The sequence below is a fragment of the Oceanobacillus sojae genome, from assembly GCF_900162665.1.
GTDB lineage: Bacteria > Bacillota > Bacilli > Bacillales > Amphibacillaceae > Oceanobacillus > Oceanobacillus sojae_A.
Map to the genome: position 1 here is coordinate 541452 of NZ_LT727809.1, position 18225 is coordinate 559676.

An 18225-nucleotide genomic window follows, 5' to 3' on the forward strand; every position below is an offset into this window, starting at 1 on the left:
TTCTACATATTCATTATATGGGCAGCCATTTTATTTTTCAAAGTTTTTATTTATGAAACATCCATTTATTATAAAAAAATAGCCGACTTCCAAATTACGGAAACCATTTTTAATAAAGGAGAGGTTTCCTTATCCATTTAAAGGGAATAAAAAAATAACCAGTCTTATAATGAAAAGTACTTGCTATTCTGATAATTAACTGTATATTGTGTCTGAATCATGAAATTAATACTATATATTGTGCTTTGAGCAGTGAGTGTGATAAAATAATAATTAATTAATCGTAAGTTGACAAGGAGCGATAACATTGACTATCCATTTGGAATCATTAAGACAGATTAATATAGAGGCGCTTAATGAAGATATAAAAAAATTCGAAGCAGTACACCCAATTACAGAAGAAATGCATATTACCCATCAAGGTGTGTCCAGGCTGGTAATGCTGGATCGATATGCTTTTAAAGATACGGAGAAAAAAACGTTAAAAAACGGTGATTTTGTCGTTTTGACTGTAAAAGCAGATCCTAAATTCCCGGCACGGGGCCTAGGATTTATTATAAATATTAATTGGAAAGAAAACAAGGCGGAAGTGGCTGTCGAAGCAGATTATATTGGTGTATTAGATAAGGAAGAAGAGAGGGAAAGCGGCATTATTACGCGTTCTCTTGATGTTATCGAGAAGCCTTTGGAAATTTATTATGAACAAATTGCCAAAAGAAATGCAACTGGGCTTTCAGAGGTCGAAGAAACGGAAGAAAAAAAAGCTGCATCCTATGAAGCATTCTACAAGCAATTGGCTTCCATGAATTTTATTCCAGCAGGACGCGTGCTTTATGGAGCTGGAGCTGAGACGGATGTAACATACTTTAACTGCTATGTTATGCCTTTTGTAAAAGATTCCCGTGAAGGAATTTCAGACCATCGTAAGCAGGTGATGGAGATTATGTCACGCGGAGGCGGTGTCGGTACAAATGGCTCCACATTAAGACCGCGGAACACATTGGCCAGAGGTGTTAACGGAAAATCATCAGGCAGTGTTTCCTGGCTGGATGATATCGCTAAATTGACAAACCTGGTAGAGCAGGGCGGCTCCAGACGCGGGGCGCAAATGATTATGCTCGTTGATTCTCACCCCGATATTATAGAGTTTATTATTTCTAAGATGCAAAATCCGCGGATATTGCGTTATTTAATAGAAAATACAGAGGATGAACAAATTAAGCAGCTGGCCAGAGAAAAATTAAAATTTACGCCGCTGACTGAAACAGAATTTGATTTATATCAAGGGATTGTCAATTACAAAGCCATACCCGGCCAGGGAGGGTTTACGGATGCAGCAATGAAAAAGGCCAATGACCAGCTGCGTGATGGAGGGACTTATTCTGTCCATAATCCAGACTTCCTGACAGGTGCAAATATTTCTGTCTGCATTACCAAAGAATTTATGGAAGCTGTAGAAGAGGACGATTTTTATGAACTGCGTTTCCCTGATGTAGAGAATTATACAGCAGAAGAAATGAAAGCTTATAACAAACAGTGGCACGAGGTTGGAGATGTCCGTAAATGGGAAGAGATGGGCTACGGTGTTCGCGTGTATCGTAAAGTGAAAGCGAAAGAGCTGTGGAACCTGATCAATATTTGTGCAACATACTCTGCAGAGCCCGGCATTTTCTTTATTGATAATGCCAATGATATGACAAATGCAAAAGCATATGGTCAGCAGGTTGTCGCAACCAATCCTTGTGGTGAACAGCCGCTTGCACCATTCTCTGTCTGTAATTTAGCTGCTGTCAACTTAGCAGAAATGGCTGATAAGAGAACAAAAACAGTGAATGTAGAAAAATTAAAGGATACGGTTGAGACTGGCGTGCGGATGCAGGACAATGTTATTGATGCAACTCCATATTTCCTGGCCGAAAATAAAAAACAGGCATTAGGGGAAAGACGTGTCGGTTTAGGGGTTATGGGACTGCATGATTTATTAATTTACTGTGAGACAGCTTACGGTTCAGAAGAAGGAAATAAGCTAGCTGACCAGGTATTTGAAATCATCGCAACAACTGCGTACCGGACTTCTATTGAGCTGGCAAAAGAAAAAGGAAGCTTCCCATTCTTAGTCGGAGAAACGGAGGAAGAAACAAAAGCTCTACGTGAACGTTTTATCCAAACGGGTTATATGCAAAAAATGCCAGAGGATATTCAGGAAGGTATTCTGGAACATGGTATCCGAAACTCGCATCTCTTGACTGTAGCCCCAACCGGGAGCACAGGTACAATGGTCGGAGTAAGTACAGGCCTGGAACCATACTTCTCATTCTCTTACTTTAGAAGCGGCAGATTAGGGAAGTTTATTGAAGTGAAAGCAGATATTGTAGAAGAATATTTACAAGCGCATCCGGAAGCAGCGGACAAGCCGCTGCCAGATTGGTTTGTAACTGCAATGGACTTAAGCCCTGAAGCGCATGCTGATGCACAATGTGTGATACAGCGCTGGGTGGACAGTTCCATATCAAAAACGGTAAATGCACCGAAGGGATATACTGTTGATCAGGTAGAGAGTGTTTATCGTCGTCTTTATAATGGCGGTGCTAAAGGTGGTACAGTCTATGTGGATGGAAGCAGAGATTCCCAAGTATTGACGTTAAAAGCAGAGGATAATCAAGTTGGAGAACAAACAGAGTTATTCCCGCATGAAGAAAAAGATAAGAAAATTGTGCTTATGGACACCATTCAGGAGTTAGATAAAACAAATGTAACTATCGGTTCAGAAGTAGGCGATACCTGCCCGGTCTGCCGGGAGGGGAGCGTGGAAGACATCGGCGGCTGTAATACCTGTACCAGCTGCGGTGCACAATTGAAATGCGGATTGTAATAAAAAGGAGAGTGGTTCTGATTGAACTGCTCTCCTTTTAGTATATGTGTTAATATTGACCGAGTAATCCTTTTTTCATAGCCATGCGTTCGCAGTAATTAAAAAACAGCAGACCGGCGATAAAATAAACAAAAGCATTTATAAATAAAATGGTTAATGGCAGCCATCCGATATCTATTAAAGTCTGTCCGCCAATCATAATGTCTCTGACTAAATCGACACCAATGACAAATGGCAGGAAGTACATGAATGGAGATGCTGCAAGCGGAATAAAAGTAAGACCTGCCAGCAGGAATTGCAGAATCTGCAGGAATGCCTGGATCTGTTTATAAACAATTGCCAATCCGCCGACCATTAAACCAACTCCATACATTCCAAAAACAGTTAAAACAAAGATAGGAAAAATGGATAAAATATCAATATTAAGCCATTGTCCCGCAGTCAGCATCGTAATAATTAACAAAACAAATATGATGATTCCATAAATAATCGTACTGGCAATCAGCCTTGTACTTAAAATACGCCAGATTCCCATCGGAGACATAGATAATTGTTCAAGCGTTCCGCGTATAGCTTCATTAACAATTTCAAAACCGAACATTTGAATAACACTAAGCGCTAAAAACCAGAAAATATAATTAACAATAACAAATTGAATATTGGCATCCTGTGTCGATGGGTCTCCAAAAAAGTGAATGACCCCGAATAAACCTAAAAAGATAAAGTAAAACGTTAAGACAAGTGCGATGGTATTAGGTAAATAACGCTTCATCTCCAGGTATTCCTTCCGCAGGTTAGCACGAAATAAGTTAATCCATTGCATATTGGTGGTCTCCTTGTATAATTTTTAGAAATACTTCATCAAAGCGAATCGCTTTTCTGTCAATCGAATCAATAGGAGTGCGATTCAATTGTAATACCTGAAAAATCTGATAAATATCCTCGCTTTTCTCCAGCTGTACAGTAAGGTAGCTGTGTGCTTGATCCTCTACATATTCATTTGCTGGAAAGCGTGCTGAAATTGCTTTTTGCTGGTCAAGGGATAGCGGTTCCGTTAAGGTCAGACGGTAGGAGCGGACTTCAAATAATTTTATCAGCTCATCGACCCGCTGATCGATAACAACTGTTCCCTGATTAATAATTACGGTTCGGTTACATATATCCTGAATAACATCCATATCATGAGAGCTGATGATAATCGTACGATGATAATTTTTAACAATCGATTTCAGTATCTCCCTGACCTCCAGCCCTGTTTGCACATCCAGCCCAAGTGTCGGTTCGTCTAAAAGCAATACTTCCGTATTAGCAAGCATCGCTACAGCAATGGCTAATTTTTGCTGCATACCGCGGGAAAGCCTGTTCACCAGTTCATTTTCTTTGTCCTTTAATCGGAACATTTGAAGCAGTTCATCAATTTCCTTTTTCACTTCTTTCCGGGATCTGCCTCTGTTGCCGGCAAAATACTCCAGATTTTCTCTGACCGTAAGCCGCCAGTATAAATTACGGTTTCCTTCCAGAACTGCACTGATATGCTGTAATGATTCTAAACGCCTTACCGTATTCGGTATTCCTTTTATCTTTATCTCTCCGCTGTCCGGGTACAGCAGCCCGCAGATTAATTTAATCGTGGTCGTCTTTCCTGCTCCATTAGGACCTAATAAGCCAAGAATCTCGCCTTTATATACATTAAATGCAACATTCTTTACAGCTTGAATAACTTCTTTCGATTTTCTTTTACGGTAGCTTTTCGTTAAATTATTAATCTCAATAATTTTCTCCACTTTATTCCTCCTCCTTATGACATCATCTTAGCAATTGTCAAAAATGCCAACAACAATCTGGCGAAGGAAATCCGCTCCGCCTTAAGATGTAGAAAGTACCTCGATAGTTTATTCCATGTGTAATAATGGAAAAGAGAAGGGGCACATACGAAGAAAAGGATAATAACTTGAGTTTTATGGAAAAATCAGCTATGATTAAGTTAGAAAAAAAGTTTCCTTTGATAAAAAAAATTAACTTTCTTATTAAAGGCACCACAGTTATCTGCATAAACACAACGGTTTTAATAGACCGGTTAAACGCAAAAGCTATTCGACAGGACGGGCAATCCCGGTCCCGGGTCTTAAAGAAGATATTTATTTAAGAACTTTATTGGATTGGAAGAAAGAGAAATATGCTTTCAATACTTCCTTTAACGAATACCAGATTTTCTGGAGATAATGCAAAGAGAGGAGCTTTTTATGCCTACACCAAGTATGGAAGACTATATTGAAATTATTTATAATTTAATTGAAGCAAAAGGATATGCCAGAGTTTCATCTATTGCAGAAGCATTGGATGTGCATCCTTCCTCTGTTACAAAAATGGTACAAAAATTGGACAAGGACAAATATTTGGACTATGAAAAGTACCGGGGGTTTGTATTAACGGCAAAGGGAAAGAAAATTGGGGAACGTCTTGTTTTCAGACATGAGCTGTTAGAAGAGTTTCTGGAATTAATCGGAGTGGATGAAGAGCGGATATATAATGATGTAGAGGGGATTGAGCATCATCTAAGCTGGAATTCCATTGACAGGATAGCAGACGTTGTTGCTTATTTTAAAGAAGACGAAAAGCGGCGTAATGATCTGCAAAAAATAAGTGAAGCGAATAAAGCATAGCCAGTTGTTCTTAGGAATAACTGGTTTTTTTTGTGCATGAAAACTTCTATTGAACTCCATCTCTGAAGTGTAAAAAAGCATAATAAACAAGCTAATAAACGTATAAATCAATAAGCACCTATAAGGGATGGAGCGATGTCATGAAGATTGATGCTGTATTTTCTGGCGGGGGAGTGAAGGGGTTTGCATATGTTGGCGTGTTAGAATCCTGGGAAGAGAAAAATCTGCAGGTAGAGCGTGCTGCCGGGACTTCTGCAGGTGCGATTATAGCAGGATTTCTGGCTGCAGGGTATCAATATAGAGATATTAAGGAATTAATGAAAACATTAGATGTACAAAAATTAGCTGACCCGCCATGGCTATCAAAGGTACTGCCGGTGACAAAATGGTTATTTCTCTATTATCAATTAGGATTATACAAAGGGGAGAAGCTGGAAGCGTGGCTGAGAGAAGCATTAGCAAGGCAGAATGTATATCAATTCGGTGATTTAAAGCCAGGTGTGCTAAAAGTGGTTGTCAGTGATTTATCTCTAGGGAAATTGGTAGTTATCCCAGATGATTTGGAAAGAGTTTACGGGCTCCAGCCGGAAACATTTTCTGTAGCAGCTGCTATCCGCATGAGTGCAGGTTTTCCTTATTTTTTTATGCCGAAAAGAATCCAAGGTAAAAATAAAGAAAAGAGTGTGATAGTGGATGGCGGTTTACTAAGTAATTTTCCATTATGGATTTTTTCTGAAGATGAGAAAATGAAAGCTCGTCCAGTAATCGGTGTGAAACTGACAGATCTATCTACATCTATGGAACCACGCGAAATTAGAAATGCTCTTAATATGTTTCCCCGCCTTTTTGCAACAATGAAGCAGGCACATGATAACCGCTATATATCGAAATCACAGGCAGATCATATTATTTTTGTGCCTACTCCTGAAGTGAGCTCCATGAATTTTGATATTACAGAGGTAAGCAGAGAAAAACTGCGGCAAATAGGGAAGGAATCCAGTGAAAACTTTTTACGCACCTGGAGCGGATAAGATTTTTCTGAAAGGAGAATCCAATGGATAAATTGCAAATAAAAACGCATTCGAATAGATATAGAATGCGTTTTTGACAGGAATGGTAAGGAGAAGTTTCCTTACGTAAATAGAATATACAGATATACATAAAGGAGCTTCGTTTCTAAGCTCCTTTAAAGGTTTGTAATTTATTAGTCTGTTTATGAAGAAACACGATTCTTTTTCTTTGATTTATTTCCTTCAATAACCCGTAAATGACTGGCTCTCTTAGGACTCCTTTTCTTTTGGCCCGGTTTTTGACTGTTGGCAGTGGTCACGGATTTTTGATGACCATACTTTGATTTGGATTGTTTTACAGCCTGCTTGTATTTTTTCATATTATTCTGCTGCCGTCCGGAAGGCTGCTGTCTGCGTATGAGAAAGAAATAAACCAATCCAAAAATAGCTGCCCCTATTCCAATCGAAATCAATAGCCTTGATAAAAACGCAGCTGTATTTCCAAATAACTGTGAAATTAATCCAAATGCCGCAAAAGCAATTATCAAGTAGACAAAAATAGATACTACTTTATTTCTCAATTGAAATCCTCCTTTCTCACACATTGTATTCTACTTATATTTTACCATATCTTGATAGAGTATGCCTGTTAAGGACCTTCTACAAAATTCGCCGATGTCCTTAGAGCAATATAGAAATTACTACAACACGCGAAAATTTACTTGCCTGTTAATTATTTATTCCCTTTTTTATAAAATATATTCCCGCAGTTTTATTGAAAAGATTATTTCATCATACTAGTTTTATTAATTGGTCATACTAGAGAATGGAGGTGATTGAAGATGAGACGTATGTCAAAGAAACAGAAAATAAAGGATAATGAGGAATCTATATTAAAAAAATCAATGTACACAGGGTTTGTAGGAGGAGTCCTATTCAGTTTACTTGGAAGTGCCATGTATTACTTCAATTTTCTGGAGGTTACTCCGAAGTTCTATCTGCTGACTTCATGGGTATCGGCAGAATGGACAGATACGTGGCTTGGTGTCTTATTTACAACGATTCTGGCTGGAGTTGTCTCTTTGCTTACTGCTTACCTTTATTATCTGATTCTCAAAAAAATAAAATATATGTGGGCAGGAATGATTTACGGCTTTATTTTATGGGTGATTCTGTTCATTTTATTTCATCCGATATTTAGCGATATTCCTGCTGTGATGGAGTGGTCAATAAATACATGGATCACGACAATATGTTTATTTATTTTGTACGGAACATTTATCGGCTATTCCATTTCATACGATTATATGGATTCCATGCAGACAGAAGATATCATTGAAAAAAGCTAGAATTTTCCTATCAGAGGTTATTCAAACTTATATATATATGATAAAATTACTTATGAAACTTGAGATTTTGGAGAGGATGAAGCCTTTTGACGAAAATTAATCGCTTACGTGAAAAATTAGAAGAAAGTAAAGTAGACGCAATAATCATTGACAGTCCTTATAACAGACGCTATATTACTAATTTTACCGGAACAGCCGGGACGGCATTAGTTACAAAGGATAAAGCTATATTTATTACAGATTTTCGTTATACTGAACAAGCTGCCGAACAGGCGGACGCATTTGAAATTGTGGAACATAAGCAAGGAATGATTCAAGAAATTGCTAATCAAATTGACAAGCTGGGTGTAAAAAAACTGGCCTTTGAGAAATATTATACGACTTATAGCCAATTTGAAACGTATCAAAGTCAATTTTCTCAAGAATTAGTGCCAGTAGAAGGAATTATTGAAGGATTACGCATGATTAAAACAGCTGATGAATTAACAATTATGAAAAAAGCTGCAAAAATCGCAGATGATGCCTTTGCGCATATTCAATCCTTTATCCAGCCCGGTGTGCCGGAAATTGAAATATCGAATGAACTGGAATTTTTTATGCGCAGACAGGGAGCGACCTCCTCAAGCTTTGATACAATTGTTGCATCAGGTTTGCGTTCCGCTCTGCCGCATGGGGTTGCATCCACAAAAAAAATCCAGGAAGGCGAGCTTGTGACGCTGGATTATGGTGCATTATATGATGGATATTGCTCTGATATTACAAGAACGGTAGCTGTTGGAGAAATTTCTGTAGAGTTACGCGAAATTTATGATATAGTATTAGAGGCGAACCTTCGTGGAGTAAAAGGAACTAAACCAGGTATGACTGGGAAAGAGGCAGATGCTTTAACCCGGGATTATATTACGGAAAAAGGATTTGGCGAACGTTTCGGTCATTCAACAGGTCACGCTTTAGGAATGGAAGTACATGAGGGCCCTGGATTATCATCCCGGTCTGAAGCGGTTTTAAAAACGGGAATGGTAGTGACGGTAGAACCGGGAATTTACGTTCCGGGGTTAGGCGGCTGTCGCATCGAGGATGATATTGTTATTACGGATAGTGGTAATGAGCGGCTGACATTTGCTCCAAAAGAATTTATACAGCTATAAGAGGATGTTCAAAAAGTCCAAAAAAGATGACACAGCGAATTTCTGCGTTGACGAAGATTTTTCAATACTCACGTATTATAAAGCATACGCTCCGTTTGAAAAATCTTTGTCGCCTTGAACTTCTTGGTCCTATTTATCGGACTTTTTGAACACGCACTATAAGGTATAGGAGGAAAAAATATGATTTCAGTAAATGATTTTAAAACAGGTTTAACCATTGAAGTAGATAATGATATTTGGCAGGTACTTGAATTCCAGCATGTAAAACCTGGTAAAGGTGCGGCTTTTGTCCGTTCTAAGCTTCGTAATTTGCGTAACGGAAATATTCAGGAAAAAACGTTCCGTGGTGGTGAAAAAGTAGGCAAAGCACATATTGAGAATAACAAAATGCAGTATTTATATGCTTCTGGTGATTCTCATGCGTTTATGGATACATCTACTTATGAACAAATTGAAATTCCTGAGAGCCAAATTAAAGATCAATTGAAATTTATTAAAGAAAATATGGAAGTCTCCGTTGTTACCTACCAGGGCGAAATTATCGGTGTCGATCTGCCAAACAACGTGGAGCTTCAAGTAACAGAAACAGAACCTGGAATTAAAGGTGATACAGCAAGCGGCGGTTCAAAACCGGCTACATTAGAAACCGGACATACTGTACAAGTTCCTTTCTTTATTAATGAAGGTGATGTTCTCGTTATTAATACAGCTGATGGAAAATATGTTTCCAGAGCATAATTTTAATAGAACAAGCAGTTTGCTTAAAGCAGGCTGCTTTTTTTTGTGAAAAAATAAAAACAGCCCCTGTATCCTCTGCGTGATTCTTCTTCCGTGTTTCTCTATAATTGCGATATTTTCAAGCTTCCCTTACAAAAAACATCATTTGCTTCCGGTCCACAGGGGGCATAATTTCATTTTAAAATCATATATCTGTAAGTAAAACAAGCTGATTATGTATTTTTCAAAAAGCGGGGTTTTATGATGTATGAAATTTTACGGCTTTTTCCACCAAATATTCAAACAGCAATAGAAGACTTTGCAGGTAATCAATGGCAGCAGCTCCAGGAAATCCGGGTACGCATTCATCAAAAAATAGAATTTATTTTCGACTCGTCTATTCGCTGGCTGGACAAGCCATTACCGACCAAGAAAGAGACGATATATATTTTAAATCAGCTGAGTGAATATTCCTTGTATCGGATGGAAGAGGAACTGCGTAACGGGTTTATTACGATAGAAGGCGGACATCGTGTCGGTATTGCAGGAGGCATTATAACTGCAGATCAAAAAGTAAAAGCAATTCAGCCGGTATCCTTTTTTAATATTCGTATTGCCAAGCAAAAAAAAGGATGTGCAGATGCCCTGATGCCTTATATCTATGACGGTGCATATCATCATACAATGATTCTCGGTGCGCCACAATCTGGAAAAACAACGATAATACGCGATATCTGCAGGCAGATAGCCAGCGGTTCTCATTCGAGCCGCTCAAAAAAAGTGACAATTATTGATGAGCGTTCGGAAATAGCTGCATCCATCCGTGGTGTTCCGCAGCATGATATAGGGATGCGGACAGATGTATTAGATGCTTGTCCGAAAGCAGAAGGAATGATGATGGCTATTCGTACCTTATCCCCCGATATCCTTGTAGTTGATGAAATTGGTGCAGAAAAGGATGTGGAAGCGATTATAGAAGCATCGCAGGCAGGGGTGAAGGTTATTTGTACGATACATGCGGATGATATAGCTGACTTATTCCGTCGGCCAACCATGAAAAAAATATTACAGGAGTCTATTTTTGAGCGATTTTTACTTTTGGGACAAGGAAAAAAGATTGGCAGGCTTATTCATGCTTTTGACAGAGATGGTAAACAAATTAACACCAGGCAAAGAGGTGGTGACATTGAAATGGATTGGCGTACTGCTTTTAATTAGTATGTCTACGGCCCTTGGATGGGAATGGGGAAGAGCGTTAAAACAACGGCCAAAGCATATTCAATTATTTTTACAGTCACTTCAGATTTTAGAAGCGGAAATGGTATACAGTCAGGTTCCACTACAGGAAGCATTTCAAATTATTGCGAAGAAATTACCGAATCCAATAGCTATGTTTTATCAAGAGCTGGCTGACGCATTAGAAAATAAAGAAAAGGACTTTGATGAGATATGGGAAGGATCTGTTCAAAAATTAATCGGACAATCCTCGCTGCAAAAAAGCGAGCTGGAGATATTGATTCAATTTGGCAGAACACTTGGTCAGCATGATATTGAGCAGCAGCAAAAGCATTTAAAATTAACGAATCTCTATTTGGAAGAGCAATGGAAAAATGCCACAGAACGTTTTAATACTTACGGCAGGCTGTCAAATGTATTAGGCCTTTTATGCGGTATCTTTCTGGCACTTTTGTTTATCTAAGGAAGGGGCAAGGACATGTTTGTGGATGCATTAATTCTATTTCAGATTGCCGGTATAGGCATTATTGTTGCGCTTATCCATACGATTTTAAAACAAATGGGGAAAGAAGAAATTGCACAATTTGCCACATTAATTGGTTTTATACTCGTTCTGCTCATTGTGGTTAATGGGCTGTCAGACTTATTTCAGCAGATCAGGTCAGTATTTCTATTTTAAGGAGATTGGACATGGATATTCTCCAAATTACGATTCTAGGCGTTTTAGCAAGTTTATTATATATCCTTCTGAAAGAAGTACATGGTTCCATTGCCTTTTTAATTATTCTTATCACGGGCATCGTTATTTTTTTCTCCATTATCCAGCAAATCCAGTTAATATTTGAAACAATCCGGAAGCTGGGAGATCAGGCAAACATTGAAGGACTTTATCTGACAACAATTTTAAAAATTATCGGTATTTCCTATATAGCAGAAATCGGGGCACATTTGACAAAGGATGCCGGTCTTAATTCTGTATCAAAATACATTGAATTAGCAGGAAAAATATTTATTTTATTACTTGCCGTTCCGATTATTACTGCTGTCATCGAAGCAATTATCGGTTTTATCCCTAATGTTTGACCGGCATGAGAAAACGAAGCCAGGAAAGGGAGTATCCAGATTGTGTATAAGACCAGCCAAACTACTCCGGACGATATGTATGTTATTAGTTGCTTTTATAATTAGCCAGGGCATTCCGATTGTTGCTGCAGCAGAGGATAATCCGGCTGAAGAGCCCATTACTGCTGAGGAAGAGGAAACACTTCAAAATACATTATTAGATGAGATTTCATTAGATGAAATTCAATCCTATTGGGATGAGCTGATAACGGAATACGGTGATAACTTGCCTGATCTACAAAAAATCAGCATTTATGAATGGATAAAAAATGGAGATAGCATATCGATACAGGACATCCTGTTATATTTCTTACGTTATCTCCTGCATGAACTGATTATTAATGGAAAACTCCTGGGTACGCTTTTAATGCTGACATTATTTGCGGTTGTTCTGCAGTCTATTCAGTCAGCGTTTGAACAGACAACGGTCAGCAAGGTTGCTTATTTTGTTGTATTTTTAGTCTTGTTATTTATTGTATTAAACAGTTTTTATCTGGCGACCTCCTATACGAAGGAAGCCATTGATACGATGCAAAGCTTTATGATTGCACTGCTCCCTCTGGTGCTGGGGATGATGGCAAGCTTTGGCAGTGTGATTTCTGTTTCATTTTTTCATCCGGTTATTATTTTCTTTATTCACTTTAGTGGTGTATTTATCTCAACCTTTGTTTTACCTTTATTGTTTCTCTCGGCGATGCTTGTTATTATCAGCAGTTTGAATAGCCATTTTAAAGTGACTCATTTGGCAAACCTTTTTAGAAATGTTGCTGTTGGCAGTCTGGGTATTTTTTTAACAATCTTCCTGGGGGTTATTTCCGTTCAAGGTACTGCAACAGCAATTCAGGACGGGGTAGCGATAAAGACAGCTAAATTTGTTACAGGAAATTTTATACCGGTATTAGGACGAACCTTTACAGATGCTGCGGATACGATTCTCAGTGCATCGCTTATATTAAAAAATGCTGTCGGCATGATCGGCCTTTTTATTATTTTATTTATTGTGGCTTTTCCAGCTTTGAAAGTTGGTGTGATCGCAATAATTTATAAATTGGCAGCCGCTATATTGCAGCCGATCGGCGGCGGTCCCATTGTCCAATGCCTGAATACAGTAAGCACCTATATTTTATTTATCTTAGCCTGTTTATTGGCTGTCTCACTGATGTTCCTGCTTGGCATTGTCATTATTGTTGCAGCAAGTAACTTAACTGTCCTACTACGATAGGGGTGATGAGAATCGAAATATTTACAGATTGGGTAACACAAATTATTTTATTTATTATTCTGGCCTCCGTGATTGATTTGCTTATACCGGCAAACCATTTACAAAAATATGTCCGGCTGGCTATTAGTTTAATATTAATTTTGATTCTGCTTCAGCCTGTTTTTTATTTATTTAATACCGACATAAATGCAGCCATATCAAGCTCTATGAACCGGATTGAGAGGCAGTTTAATAATGAGCCCTCGATAGAAAATCAAATAGATTTTGAAAAAAATGAAATAGAAAATGGACAAGATGCATATATTTTAAAACAAATGGCTATTGAATTGGAAAAAATAGCAGAGGAATCGTTAAAAGAGGAATTTGCCGTAGAGATTGCATCTATTGATTTCCAATTTTCTGTTATGGATTCCTTAACTTATGAGGATCTGACAGAGGTCATTGTCTATATAACAGAATCAGAACCAGGGGAAGGAGCGATGAATACGGTAGAGGATGTTGTTATTGAATGGGACCACGAGGAGGAAGAGCATGCAGAAGAATCGTTTCAGGAGATTGAGAACAGTTTAAGAGAGCTTTGGGAAATTGAAGATAAAGAAATAACGGTCTATTGGGAAGGAGAGGGATTTTGAAAAATAAACTAACTTCTTTTTTAAAACAGGCCAATAGTAATGAAGAGGCTTCCGGCAAAGAACAGAAGCAGCCATCTAAAAAAATCGGGTTTATTGTTATTTTAGGCTTAGTGGGAATTCTGATTATGGTTATCAGTAACCTGTTCAAGCCGGAACAAGAAACACAGCCGGTTCCTTACGACGATACGCAGATAGAAATTTCTGAAGAAGCGGCAACCCAGTCAATGAATGGGGAAGTAAAAGAATTGGAAAACGAGCTGGGTGAGCAGCTGGCCGGTATGCTGAATCAGATGGATGGTATTTCGGAAACAGAAGTAATGATAAATTTAGAGGCAACCAGTGAACAGGTTTATGAAAAAAATCGGACTACAGGTCAACAGACAACAGATGAAACGGATCGAAATGGCGGCTCCAGAGTAGTGCAGGATCAGACAGATGATCATCAGGTTGTGCTCTACCGGCAGGGAGATCAGGAAACCCCTTTACTTGTACAAACAAAGCAGCCAGAAGTGCGGGGCGTATTTATTATAGGCCAGGGGATGGAAAGTCAATCTATGAAAAGTCAAGTCATTGAAGCAGTGTCAAGAGTGTTAGATGTCCCTTCACATAAAATTTCAGTAATGGCTAAAAATTAAGGAGGTAGAATGTATGTTAAAAAAACAAACAGTATGGTTACTGACAATGTTAAGCTTGATGGTTGTTTTAAGTGTGTATTACATTTTTTCGTCAAATGGAAATGATTTAGCTTTTGTAAATGATGGACAAGAAACAGCCACGGAAGATGCGGTACCGGCAACGCAATCGGAAGAAGACATTGAAGTGGAGAATATAGAGAATGTAGATAGTGATGAATTGTTTACCACAATCCGGATGGAAATCCAGGATGAACGCAGCCGGAAAAAAAGCCAGTTAACAGATGTAGTGGCTTCAGCAAATGCATCACCGACAGAAAAGGATGAAGCGCTGCAGGAAATTGACAGCCTGGAGGAACTATCAAGTAAAGAAAACATTATTCAGCAACAGCTTCTGGCTGCAACAGAATATGAAGATATTCTTGTCCGCTCCGACGGCGAGAAAGTACATGTACATGTGAAAACAGAAGACTTATCTAATACAGAAGCAGCGAATATCATGCAGATGGTACGTGATGAATTTGGAAAAGATATTGTAACAGAAGTTAATTTTCAACCGACAGCCAAATAAAATCTGGAGCCGGCAGCCCCTTGAGCTGCTGGCTTTTCTTATTTTTAAAATATAGTTAAAACCAACATTTTCAGGCTATAACTGTTATAATAACAAGATAGTATTTGCGGTAGACTTGAAGTTTTTGCTCATTTTATCGTAATATATTAGAAGGTAATGAAACAGCCAATATGAAATACTAAAAAAGATTTTAATTGAAGCGAGGAGTGCCAATATGTTACAAGTAGATGAGATTAGAGAAATTATTGAAATGGTTGATAAATCATCATTAACGGAATTTTCCTATGAGGCAAACGGTGCAGTGATAGCTATGAAAAAAAATACAGGTTCAGTGACTACTACCGTGCAAACACAGCCTCAAATCACAGCTGAGCCTCAAACTCCGGCAGTTCCAAAACCGCAGCCTGAAGTAAGTGCACAAACAGAAACGAAAGCAGAAGAAGCACCTCAAGCTTCAGCTGACTATGATTATGAAATTGTTTCTCCAATGGTTGGAACATTTTATGCTTCTTCTTCACCGGATAGCGATCCTTTTGTGACAAAAGGCAGTGCAGTGAACACAAACACAGTTGTATGTATTGTGGAAGCGATGAAATTATTTAATGAAATTGAAGCTGAGACTAATGGTGAAATTGTGGAAGTCTTAGTTGAAAATGGCGAGCTTGTAGAATATGGCCAGCCATTATTTAGAGTAAAGAAGAAGTAAGGGGATGGAATAATTGATTAAAAAGCTATTAGTTGCCAATCGTGGAGAAATAGCTGTCCGGATTATCCGCGCCTGTAAGGAGATGGGCATCGAGACGGTCGCAATCTATTCTGAAGCAGACCGGGAATCGTTACATGTTGAGTTAGCGGACGAAGCCTATTGTGTCGGACCGAAATTAAGCAAGGACAGCTATTTAAACATAACTAATATTATGAGTGTTGCCCTGTCAACAGAGGCGGATGCAATACATCCGGGATATGGATTCCTGGCAGAAAATGCTGATTTTGCAGAGATTTGCAGGGAGTGCAATGTTACATTTGTTGGCCCGACACCTGAAGCTATTCAAAAAATGGGGATCAAAGATGTTGCCAAAGAAACAATGAAATCTGCTGATGTTCCTGTCGTCCCTGGATCAGAAGGAATTGTAGACGGCATTGACCATGCAAAACAAATTGCCGAAGAAATAGGTTATCCTGTTATTATTAAAGCAACTGCTGGCGGTGGCGGTAAAGGAATTCGTGTAGCCCGTTCAGAAGAAGAATTAATCAAAGGAATGGAGCTGACACAGAAAGAAGCTGAAACAGCCTTTGGTAATCCGGGTGTCTATATTGAGAAATACATTGAAGATTTCAGACATGTGGAAATTCAGGTTCTGGCCGATACACATGGGAATATTGTACATCTCGGTGAAAGAGATTGTTCTATTCAGCGCCGTTTGCAAAAGCTTGTCGAGGAATCTCCTTCACCTGCCATTAACGAAACAATTCGCAGCCGTATGGGAGCAGCTTCTGTAAAAGCAGCCGAGGCAGTAGATTATGTTGGTGCCGGCACCATTGAATATATTTTTGACAGACAATCAGAAGAATTTTACTTTATGGAAATGAATACACGTATTCAGGTAGAGCATCCTGTAACGGAAATGGTTACCGGTGTGGATTTAATTAAAGAACAAATTCGTATTGCTGATGGCAGGGAGTTGGCATTTACCCAAGAGGATATTACTTTTGAAGGGCATGCCATTGAATGTCGTATCAATGCGGAAGATCCATATAAAAACTTTATGCCTTCAGCAGGAGAAATCGAAATGTACCTGCCGCCGGGCGGGTTGGGAGTTCGCGTTGATTCCGGCGCATACAGCGGCTATAGAATTCCGCCATATTATGACTCCATGATTGCTAAGCTTATTGTTTATGCTCCAACCAGAGCAGAAGCTGTAGAACGTATGAAGCGTGCGTTAGAAGAGTTTGTTGTTGAGGGCGTGCATACGACCATTCCATTCCAATATCAAATAATGAACCACCCCGTATTTAAAGAGGGAGACTTCAATACGAATTTCTTAACTGAATATCCAATCATCCAAGAAAGGGAAGATGAGGATAGCAAATAAGGAGTGATGGCAATGAGTGATCAACTATTATTAGATATTCTTGAGGATGACAGTTTAGGCAGTGTACAGATTGTACCGCAAGTCCTTGAAGTTATCGCGGGAATAGCTGCAACGGAAGTAGACGGTGTAAAATCGATGCACGGTAACTTTGCAACAGGTGTTGCTGAAAGATTTGGCAAGAAATCACATGGCAAAGGTGTTCGGGTTGAATTAACAGAAGAGGGCGCTATTATTGATATCTATGTAATTCTTAAGTTTGGAAAATCGATTCCGGAAGTTGCAACAAAGCTGCAGACTAATATTAAGCAAAATATTCATACCATGACATCTATTCAGGTTGAAGAAGTAAATGTCCATGTAGCAGGTATTCAAATGGAAAATCAGGAAATTGTATAAATATACATTTAATTCACAAAGGGGAACACGGGTAAATGACCTGTGTTTCCTTTTTGTTGGCTGAGTATGTCCTTTTTAATCATAGAAGCGGGTATACTGTATCCTAGCCAAAATTAAGGGAAACATGTTATGATTTTAACAGTAAACGAAAGAAAATAGAAGGAGCTGCGTGATGAACCGACATAAAGCCAGAGAAAAAGCATTTCAGACGCTTTTTCAATTAGACATAAATGAAGACGAGATCAGTTTAGCAATGGAGTCATTGAAGGAAGATGAACGAAAGGATGTTTTCCTGACTATGCTGATTGAAGGAGTAATCACTTATAAAGAAACCATTGATTCAAAAATAGCAGGAAACCTGGAAAATTGGTCGCTCGAGCGCATTGCGGCGGTGGAGCGTACTATTTTAAGAATGGCAGTTTATGAATTATTATACATGGAGGACATTCCGCCGAATGTATCTATCAACGAGGCAATAGAGCTGGCGCATACATTTGGAGATGAACGATCCGGTAAATTTATTAACGGTGTATTATCAAAAGTTATTTCTTAAGGAGGGGCA

21 protein-coding genes are annotated in these 18225 nt (G+C 38.7%); 18 read left to right on the forward strand and 3 right to left on the reverse strand.

Translation table 11 applies throughout. The annotated features are described in order from the left end of the window. Positions 1-307: 307 nt before the first annotated feature. A complete protein-coding gene (locus BN1068_RS02970; protein ID WP_077601334.1) occupies positions 308-2872 on the forward strand; it encodes a vitamin B12-dependent ribonucleotide reductase in 2565 nt (854 codons plus the stop codon). 49 nt (positions 2873-2921) lie between these two features. On the opposite strand, the gene BN1068_RS02975 is transcribed toward BN1068_RS02970, so the two are convergent. Continuing rightward, positions 2922-3695, reverse strand: a complete 774-nt coding sequence (locus tag BN1068_RS02975; protein ID WP_077601335.1) for an ABC transporter permease — start codon at positions 3693-3695, stop codon at positions 2922-2924. Beyond that, complete coding sequence (locus tag BN1068_RS02980; RefSeq protein ID WP_077601336.1) at positions 3682-4656, reverse strand: ABC transporter ATP-binding protein; 975 nt, start codon at positions 4654-4656, stop codon at positions 3682-3684. Before BN1068_RS02980 ends, BN1068_RS02975 begins: the two co-directional genes overlap by 14 nt. Before the next feature lie 459 nt (positions 4657-5115). On the opposite strand from BN1068_RS02980, the gene mntR reads away from it, so the two are divergent. After that, a complete protein-coding gene (mntR, locus tag BN1068_RS02990; RefSeq protein ID WP_077601338.1) occupies positions 5116-5535 on the forward strand; it encodes a transcriptional regulator MntR in 420 nt (139 codons plus the stop codon). A 140-nt stretch (positions 5536-5675) separates the two neighbouring features. Next, positions 5676-6566, forward strand: a complete 891-nt coding sequence (locus BN1068_RS02995) for a patatin-like phospholipase family protein (RefSeq protein ID WP_077601339.1) — start codon at positions 5676-5678, stop codon at positions 6564-6566. A gap of 182 nt (positions 6567-6748) precedes the next feature. Here BN1068_RS02995 and BN1068_RS03000 read toward each other — a convergent pair whose 3' ends face one another. Then, the gene (locus BN1068_RS03000; RefSeq protein WP_077601340.1) at positions 6749-7126 is read right to left on the reverse strand and encodes an SA1362 family protein; all 378 of its coding nucleotides are present in this window, start codon (positions 7124-7126) and stop codon (positions 6749-6751) included. Between the two features lie 261 nt (positions 7127-7387). Here BN1068_RS03000 and BN1068_RS03005 point away from each other — a divergent pair, with 261 nt between their 5' ends. From BN1068_RS03005 to nusB, 15 genes are all read left to right on the forward strand, one after another. Further along, a complete protein-coding gene (locus BN1068_RS03005; protein WP_077601341.1) occupies positions 7388-7894 on the forward strand; it encodes a YqhR family membrane protein in 507 nt (168 codons plus the stop codon). A gap of 86 nt (positions 7895-7980) precedes the next feature. Further along, the gene (locus BN1068_RS03010; RefSeq protein ID WP_077601342.1) at positions 7981-9042 is read left to right on the forward strand and encodes a M24 family metallopeptidase; all 1062 of its coding nucleotides are present in this window, start codon (positions 7981-7983) and stop codon (positions 9040-9042) included. Between the two features lie 180 nt (positions 9043-9222). Then, complete coding sequence (gene efp / locus BN1068_RS03015; RefSeq protein ID WP_077601343.1) at positions 9223-9780, forward strand: elongation factor P; 558 nt, start codon at positions 9223-9225, stop codon at positions 9778-9780. 243 nt (positions 9781-10023) lie between these two features. Then, positions 10024-10977, forward strand: a complete 954-nt coding sequence (gene spoIIIAA, locus BN1068_RS03020) for a stage III sporulation protein AA (protein ID WP_077601344.1) — start codon at positions 10024-10026, stop codon at positions 10975-10977. Then, complete coding sequence (spoIIIAB, locus tag BN1068_RS03025; protein ID WP_254846700.1) at positions 10940-11458, forward strand: stage III sporulation protein SpoIIIAB; 519 nt, start codon at positions 10940-10942, stop codon at positions 11456-11458. The genes spoIIIAA and spoIIIAB overlap by 38 nt, the downstream gene beginning before the upstream one ends. A gap of 15 nt (positions 11459-11473) precedes the next feature. Beyond that, the gene (gene spoIIIAC, locus BN1068_RS03030) at positions 11474-11674 is read left to right on the forward strand and encodes a stage III sporulation protein AC (protein WP_042534715.1); all 201 of its coding nucleotides are present in this window, start codon (positions 11474-11476) and stop codon (positions 11672-11674) included. A gap of 11 nt (positions 11675-11685) precedes the next feature. Then, positions 11686-12078 carry a stage III sporulation protein AD gene (gene spoIIIAD / locus BN1068_RS03035; protein WP_077601346.1) on the forward strand — a complete coding sequence of 131 codons (393 nt, stop codon included), beginning with the start codon at positions 11686-11688 and terminating at the stop codon, positions 12076-12078. A gap of 79 nt (positions 12079-12157) precedes the next feature. After that, on the forward strand, positions 12158-13339 hold the full coding sequence (gene spoIIIAE, locus BN1068_RS03040) for a stage III sporulation protein AE (RefSeq protein ID WP_077601347.1): 1182 nt from the start codon (positions 12158-12160) through the stop codon (positions 13337-13339). A 5-nt stretch (positions 13340-13344) separates the two neighbouring features. Then, positions 13345-13971, forward strand: a complete 627-nt coding sequence (gene spoIIIAF / locus BN1068_RS03045) for a stage III sporulation protein AF (protein WP_254846687.1) — start codon at positions 13345-13347, stop codon at positions 13969-13971. Beyond that, on the forward strand, positions 13968-14606 hold the full coding sequence (spoIIIAG, locus tag BN1068_RS03050; protein ID WP_077601348.1) for a stage III sporulation protein AG: 639 nt from the start codon (positions 13968-13970) through the stop codon (positions 14604-14606). Before spoIIIAF ends, spoIIIAG begins: the two co-directional genes overlap by 4 nt. Before the next feature lie 13 nt (positions 14607-14619). Continuing rightward, positions 14620-15174, forward strand: a complete 555-nt coding sequence (locus BN1068_RS03055) for a SpoIIIAH-like family protein (RefSeq protein ID WP_077601349.1) — start codon at positions 14620-14622, stop codon at positions 15172-15174. Between the two features lie 214 nt (positions 15175-15388). Next, positions 15389-15880 carry an acetyl-CoA carboxylase biotin carboxyl carrier protein gene (gene accB, locus BN1068_RS03060; protein WP_077601350.1) on the forward strand — a complete coding sequence of 164 codons (492 nt, stop codon included), beginning with the start codon at positions 15389-15391 and terminating at the stop codon, positions 15878-15880. Positions 15881-15893: 13 nt separating this feature from the next. Next, entirely contained in the window at positions 15894-17267 is a 1374-nt protein-coding gene (gene accC, locus BN1068_RS03065) for an acetyl-CoA carboxylase biotin carboxylase subunit (RefSeq protein ID WP_077601351.1), read from the forward strand. Between the two features lie 12 nt (positions 17268-17279). Beyond that, entirely contained in the window at positions 17280-17663 is a 384-nt protein-coding gene (locus tag BN1068_RS03070; protein WP_077601352.1) for an Asp23/Gls24 family envelope stress response protein, read from the forward strand. Between the two features lie 172 nt (positions 17664-17835). Beyond that, positions 17836-18216, forward strand: coding sequence for a transcription antitermination factor NusB (gene nusB, locus BN1068_RS03075; protein WP_077601353.1), 381 nt, complete (start codon positions 17836-17838; stop codon positions 18214-18216). Positions 18217-18225: the final 9 nt, after the last annotated feature.